Here is a 7,094-nt window from a genome sequence, read left to right as displayed (position 1 = left end):
CAGGCGCTGGCCTTTTTCCACCAGATCGCCCAGCAATTGGCCGCTGGCGTCGTCATAAACCAGCGTACCCGCCGGAACCTTTACAATCAGGTTCTCGGCCGATTTGCCGGTCATGTTGTTCTTTCCGCCCTTCGCGCCCTCTTCAGCGATGAAACGCGATTTGTGCCGGAAAGTCGCCAGGGTGTTCATGGAGTAGCTGACCTCGAGGATCACATCTCCACCCCGACCGCCGTCACCGCCGTCCGGACCGCCGCGAGGCACGAATTTTTCGCGATGAAAGTGCACGAAACCATCTCCGCCCTTGCCTGAGCGCACAAATATTTTAGATTGATCGATGAACATATTTTCCTATCCTTTATTCCATTCGCGCCCGCTTGAGCAATTTCGCGCAACCGAAATTATATCAGGAACGAAAGGGACCGGCAGGTATTGGCCGGTCCCTGATGGTCTTCAGTTGGCTGAACGGCTTACTTCTTGCCGAACTTGGCCTTCAAAACGTCTTCCAGCGTGGGCTTGCCGATCTCCTGCAGTTCATAGCGCACGCGCTGCATCGGTTTCTTGATCTTGATGACGCGGTTCAGGTCGATGGGTGTACCCGAAATGACCAGGTCCACATCGGCGCGGTCGATGGTCTTTTCCAGGTCCTTCATCTGCTCGGCGCCGTACCCCATGGCAGGCAGGATCGCGCCGGTGTTCGGGTACTTCTTGTAGGTATCGATGATGCTGCCGACTGCGAACGGACGCGGATCGACAATCTCAGCGGCGCCGAAGCGGCGGGCAGCCACCCAGCCAGCGCCGTAGGCCATTTCACCGTGGGTCAGCGTCGGGCCGTCTTCGATAACCAGCACGCGCTTGCCGCGGATCGCTTCCGGATTGTCCACAAACAGAGGAGAGGCCGCTTCGATGACAATCGCCTTCGGATTGAGTTCGTTCAGGTTGTTGCGAACGGTCATGACGTTCTCAGGTTGGGCGGTGTCGACTTTGTTGATCACGAACACGTCCGCGTGGCGGATATTGGTCTCGCCAGGGTAATAGCGAACTTCGTGACCGGGGCGGTGCGGGTCGGCAACCACGATGGCCAGATCTTCTTTGTAGAAGGAGAAATCGTTATTTCCGCCGTCCCAGAGGACGATGTCGACTTCCTGCTCGGCCTGGCGCAGGATGGCTTCGTAATCGACGCCGGCGTAGACGATCACGCCATTATCGATGTGCGGTTCGTATTCCTCGCGCTCTTCGATGGTGCACTCGTGTCGGTCCAGGTCGGCGTAGGTGGCGAAGCGCTGCACGCGCTGCTTGACCAAATCGCCGTATGGCATGGGGTGGCGAATGGCGGCCACGCGATAACCCATGTCGCGCAGGATCAGGGAAACGCGGCGGGTGGTCTGGCTCTTGCCGGAACCGGTGCGAACGGCGCAAATCGAGACAACCGGTTTGGTCGATTTAACCTGCGTGCTTTCCAGGCCCATCAGGCGGAAATCAGGGCCAGCCGCATTGACGATGGAGGCCTTGTGCATCACAACCTCATGCGGTTGATCGGAATAGGCAAAGATGACCTGCTGGACCTTCAGATCAGCGATCAGTTTGAGCAGGTCGCTTTCGGGATAGATCGGAATGCCTTTCGGATACAATTTGCCGGCCAGTTCGGTTGGGTAGCGGCGATCATCGATATTGGGGATCTGAGTGGCCGTAAAAGCCACAACTTCATAATCCGGGTTATCCCGGAAAAAGACATTGAAGTTATGGAAATCGCGTCCTGCGGCACCCATGATCAAGGTACGAATTGGGGTCATACAAAAGTCTCCTACGAAAATGTTATGAGCATCGCCAAGGGGACGATGGTGCCCTTCACATCGCCTAAGGGACGATGGCGCCCTTTCACATCGCCTGGGGGGCGATGACGCCCAACACATTCAAGGCATTTCCAATGGCCTGGCGAGCCGCCGCCACCAAACGCAGGCGGCCATCGCGCACGGCTGGCTCGGCTTGCAGGACCGGGCACTGGTTGTAAAAATCGTTGAACGCTTTGGCCAGATCGTAGGCCAGGTTGGACAACGTCATCGGTCGATAATCGTTTGCCGCCGTCTGGATCTCGCCTGGCAAGCGCGAAATTACCTCCACCAATTGTACTTCGGCTGGCGAAAGTTCGTAAGCCGGAAGAGCCGAGGGAGGCATTTCTTTGCCCCACTTGCGGAGGATACTGCCGGCCCGGACGTAGGCATATTGAATATAGGGCGCGGCCTGCCCGTCGAAGTTCAGCACGGCTTCCCAATCGAAGGTTACCACTTTGGTGTTCTCGCGCGAGATCATCGAGTAGCGGATGGCGCCCAGAGCGACCGCCTGCGCGATTTCAAGCTGCTTTTCGGCCGAGAGTTCCGGATTCTTGGTCTGAACGATGGACAGCGCCCGCGCGGTTGCTTCCCGCACCAGGTCCTCCAGCAGCACCACAGTGCCTTCGCGGGAGGCCATGGCCACATTGCCGGGCAGCGTCACCAGTTCATAGGGGATGTGCTGGCAGCGCGTCGCCCAGGGAAAACCGGCCAGTTCCAGGGTTTTGAAGACCTGTTGAAAGTGCAGCGACTGGCGTACATCGACCACATATAGCGAGCGCGCCAGATTGGGGTAATCCGCGAATTTGCGGGCCGCCAGGGCCAGGTCCTCGGTCGCGTACAGGGCCGTGCCATCCGAGCGCAGAACCACCATCACGCGGTACTTTTCTTTGGTCAGGCCCAACAGTTCATCCAGCTTGACGATCACCGCGCCGTCCGGGCGCTCGTCCTTGGCAATGCCGCGGGCGATCAAATCGGCCACCATCTGCTTGCCGCTCTCTTCGACCATGCTTTGGAAGTAGTACACGTCGAAGTGGATGCCCAGCAGCTCGTACATCTCTTTGAAGCCGTCCAGCGACCACTGGCGGGTTTCCTTCCACAGCGCCACCAAATCGGGGTCCTGTTTGTCCCAGCGGGAATAGACCTCGCGCACCTCGGCTTCCAGGTCCGGGTTGGCCTCCAGCCGTTTGCTGGCTTCGCTGTACAGGTCGCCCATCCAGCGCGTGATATCCTGCTGCGGTTTTTCACCCATGTGGAACTTCATATAGTTCCACATCCACTTGATGACGTGCAGGCCGATGTCGCCGGGATAATTGGCGCGCACCACATCATAACCGGCCGCTTCCAGAATATGGCCCAGCACATCCCCCAGGATGGCGCTGCGCAGATGGCCCACGTGGAAAGCCTTATGCGTATTGGGTTGGGAGAATTCGACCATCACCTGCTCTCCCTTTGGCTTACCGCACCCAAACGCATCACCCTGGGTCAGAACGGTATCCAGCACGCGCCGGGTGTATTCTGCGGTCGAAAAATACAAATTAAGGTAACCGCGCACGGCTTCCAGACGTTCGAAGCCCTCGGGAGAGCCCAACACTGCAGCGGCGCCGCTGGCAATCGCCTGCGCCCGCTCGCCTACGTTGCCCTTGAGGCCTTTTTCACGCGCTTCCTGCGCGGCCAGTTGAAAAAACGAGGTGGAAATCCCCCAGTGTCCGCTGAACGGGATCGAGGACCATTGAAGTTTGGGCTCAGGCAAACCAGAATCCGCACAATAAGCGCGGATTTGGTCTTCGATGCGCTTCTGCTCAAGTTCAAACATTCCGATCCTCCCCGATGTATCGATAAGAATGACTACGAATGCCGATTATAACACGAACCCAATCCGAGGGATTTCCCGCTGGGGATACGACAACAATAGCGGGAGCTTAAGCGGCTCCCGCTATATTGCTGTAATTTCAGTTCCTCGCGTGAACGAGGATCCAGCCGGATGATTACGCCAGGCTGTTAAAGCGCTTCATCAGGCGGCTTTTGCGGCGAGCAGCGTTATTCTTGTGAATGACACCCTGCGCGGCGGCTTTATCCAACGCTTCGATGGCCAAAGCCACGGCGGCTTTGGATGGCTCCGCTTCGCCGGTCACAATCGTGCTCTTTGCCTTAGAAACAAGCGTGCGCGCAGCGCCGCGGTAAAAGCGGTTGCGCAGACGGCGCTTTTCATTTTGCTTATTGCGCTTAATCGCAGACTTAATGTTAGCCAAAGCCCTTCCTCCAGAACTCTATCTCGTGCGTATGATTGCGAACACAGATTTTACCCGATGGCGGGACTTTTGTCCAGCCTTTTTCAAAATCCGCGGCCGGCTGATCTATCGAGCAGCCAGGCTGTTCGACAGGCCCGAGATCAATTGCGCTTTTTCCTGATTCGAGAGACGTGCTTCCGCGTGAATGAGCGTGAATTGGATCGGCGGCATCTCGCCTTCCTGAATCACTCTCGTAATCCTGTCGACATCCCTTCCGCTCATGGCGTTCCAATTCGAAAAATTCACGATCTGGCGGGCTTCATCCACATCGTGCTGAATCAGCCAGGAGGCCGGCGCAACACTGCTGTACCACGGCCAGACGGTCTCATTACTGTGGCAGTCATAACAGGCGCGCTTCACCAGGTCGGCCGTGGCTGCATCCTGCCACTTCGGCTCGCCGGTCACAGGTGGATTGGTATGCGCTTTACCATAAGGGATCAACTGGATCAGGAGAAATGCGCCGATCAGGAGAGACGCCCATTTGATCCATGCGGGAAGAGATTTCTTTACCATCGGGCACCTTTCGTGTAAAAAAAGAGAAGAGACGCCGAAGCCTTCTCGGCGTCTCAGACGGGGTCTAAACCTGAAGTTTAGCGGTCGTTGAGCGCCGCCACACCCGGAAGTTCCAGGCCTTCGAGCATTTCCAACGAAGCGCCGCCGCCGGTGGAGATATGCGTGATCTTGTCCGCCAGGCCGGATTGCTGGATGGCCGCGACCGAGTCGCCGCCGCCGACCACGCTGATCGCCTTGCTGGCAGCCACGGCGTGGGCGATACCAAAAGTGCCTTCGGCGAACTTCGGCAGCTCGAACACGCCCATCGGGCCGTTCCACACCACCGTGCCGGCGCCGGCGATCACCTTGCTGTATGCCTTGACGGTTTCCGGGCCGATGTCCAAGATGCGCCAGCCCTCCGGAATCGGGCCGACCTGCATCACCTTGGACTCAGCCGCAGCGTCGAAGGCGTTGGCAATGACCACATCGAAGGGCAGACGCAGCTTGTTGCCACCCTTCGCTAACATTTCTTTTGCCGTTTCGAGCGCTTCGTCTTCGACCAACGAATCCGCAACCGGATAACCCTGTGCCTTGAAGAAGGTGTTGGCCATCCCGCCGCCGATCAGGATTGCATCCGCTTTTTCGAGCAGATTGCGAATGACGCCGATCTTGTCGCTGATCTTGGCGCCGCCCAGAATGGCAACAAACGGGCGCTTGGGATTGGCAATGGCCTGGCCCAGGTACTGGATTTCTTTTTCCATCAAAAAGCCTGCCACTGCAACCGGCAAAATGCGAGCGATACCCTCTGTGGAGGCATGGGCGCGGTGCGCGGTTCCAAAGGCGTCGTTGACGTAAATATCCGCCAGCGCGGCCAGTTGTTTGGCCATCTCAGGGTCGTTCTTTTCTTCTTCCGCGTGGAAGCGGGTATTTTCCAGCACCAGCACGGAGCCCGGTTTCAGCGCCGCGGCGGCGGCTTTTGCAGCCGGCCCGATGCAGTCCTCAGCGAAGGCCACCGGTTTGCCCAACAGACCGGCCAGATAATCCGCGACGGGTTTCAGACTGTACTTGGGATCGGGTCCACCCTTGGGGCGTCCCAGGTGCGAAGCCAGAATGACGGCTGCGCCGTGCTCCAGCAGGTATTGGATGGTGGGCAGCGCCGCGCGAATACGGGTATCATCGCCAACTTTACCGTCTTTGATGGGAACATTGAAGTCCACGCGCACGAATACTTTTTTCCCGTTGACATCAATATCTCGAATGGTTTTTTTACTGAACATCCTACCCTCCTCTTGATAAACGTAATGCGTAATCTGAGACTTGCGGCAGATTACGCATTACTGGATCATACTTTATCGCAGGTTAGAGAGACTTGGCCAGCATCGCTGCCATATCGGCAGTGCGGCAGGAATAGCCCCATTCGTTATCGTACCAGGCTACGACCTTGATCAGGTTGCCGCCCATCACCATGGTGTTGGGCAGATCGACGATCGAGGAGCGGGGATCGCCTTTGAAATCCATCGATACCAACGGGTCGTTATATTGACCATGGGTGACACCCAGAATGCCCTTGAGGGCGCCCTTGGAAGCTTCCAGGAAGGCCGCGTTCAATTCGTCTTTGGTGGTGGCTTTTTCAATGGTGGCCGTGAAATCGACAATCGAAACGGTGGGGGTAGGAACGCGCAGGGAATAGCCGTCGAACTTACCCTTCAGTTCGGGGATTACCAGCGCGACTGCCTTGGCAGCCCCGGTGGTGGTCGGGATGATGTTCAGGCCAGCGGCGCGGGAGCGGCGCAATTCTTTGCGGTGACCCTGATCCAGGATGACCTGATCATTCGTATACGAATGGATGGTGGTCATGGTGGCGTACTGGATCTTGAACAGGTCGTTTACGATCTTGGCCGCCGGAGCCAGGCAGTTGGTGGTGCAGGAAGCGTTGGACAGAACGTTGTGCTTGGCGGGATCGTACTTATCGTCGTTGACGCCCATCACAATGGTAATATCTTCGTTCTTGGCCGGGGCGCTGATGATAACCTTCCTGGCGCCGCCTTTTTCGATGTGCACGCGGGCGCCTGCTCTGCCCTTGGCCGGATCACCGTTGGCGTCGGTAAAAAGGCCGGTCGATTCGATCACGATATCCACACCCAGACTCGACCAGGGCAGTGCGCCCGGATCCTTCTCGGCGAATACCTTGACCTTCTTGCCGTCGATCAGGAGATCATTTCCATCGATTTCGACCTCACCCGGATAGATCCCATAATTCGAGTCGTACTTGAACAGATGTGCGTTGGTTTTTGAATCGAACAGGTCATTAATCGCAACCACTTCCAACTCACCTGGATAGCGCTGCTTGATGGCCTTCAAGACTTGCCGGCCGATACGGCCGAAACCATTGATGCCTACTTTGATCGTCATGGATACACCTCCAAGATATGTAAACATTCTGATTTTACCATGTTCTCAGCATGGCAATATACGCAATTTGTTG

General features: G+C 57.1%; 6 protein-coding genes and 1 pseudogene. All 7 read right to left on the bottom strand.

Features of this window, described 5'->3' with window-relative positions:
- Positions 1-342: pseudogene (locus LARV_RS10105) on the bottom strand (GTPase ObgE); the annotation flags it as partial.
- A gap of 125 nt (positions 343-467) precedes the next feature.
- Positions 468-1,790 carry a cyclic 2,3-diphosphoglycerate synthase gene (locus LARV_RS10100; RefSeq protein WP_075073521.1) on the bottom strand — a complete coding sequence of 441 codons (1,323 nt, stop codon included), beginning with the start codon at positions 1,788-1,790 and terminating at the stop codon, positions 468-470.
- An 85-nt stretch (positions 1,791-1,875) separates the two neighbouring features.
- Positions 1,876-3,642, bottom strand: a complete 1,767-nt coding sequence (argS, locus tag LARV_RS10095) for an arginine--tRNA ligase (protein WP_075073520.1) — start codon at positions 3,640-3,642, stop codon at positions 1,876-1,878.
- A gap of 172 nt (positions 3,643-3,814) precedes the next feature.
- A complete protein-coding gene (rpsT, locus tag LARV_RS10090) occupies positions 3,815-4,078 on the bottom strand; it encodes a 30S ribosomal protein S20 (protein ID WP_075073519.1) in 264 nt (87 codons plus the stop codon).
- A gap of 105 nt (positions 4,079-4,183) precedes the next feature.
- Complete coding sequence (locus tag LARV_RS10085) at positions 4,184-4,630, bottom strand: heme-binding domain-containing protein (RefSeq protein WP_075073518.1); 447 nt, start codon at positions 4,628-4,630, stop codon at positions 4,184-4,186.
- A 77-nt stretch (positions 4,631-4,707) separates the two neighbouring features.
- Positions 4,708-5,886 carry a phosphoglycerate kinase gene (locus tag LARV_RS10080; RefSeq protein ID WP_075073517.1) on the bottom strand — a complete coding sequence of 393 codons (1,179 nt, stop codon included), beginning with the start codon at positions 5,884-5,886 and terminating at the stop codon, positions 4,708-4,710.
- Between the two features lie 82 nt (positions 5,887-5,968).
- On the bottom strand, positions 5,969-7,021 hold the full coding sequence (gap, locus tag LARV_RS10075) for a type I glyceraldehyde-3-phosphate dehydrogenase (RefSeq protein ID WP_075073516.1): 1,053 nt from the start codon (positions 7,019-7,021) through the stop codon (positions 5,969-5,971).
- Between the last annotated feature and the right edge of the window lie 73 nt (positions 7,022-7,094).

It is taken from the genome of Longilinea arvoryzae, from assembly GCF_001050235.1.
GTDB lineage: Bacteria > Chloroflexota > Anaerolineae > Anaerolineales > Anaerolineaceae > Longilinea > Longilinea arvoryzae.
This window is presented reverse-complemented; position numbering and strand designations above follow the sequence as displayed.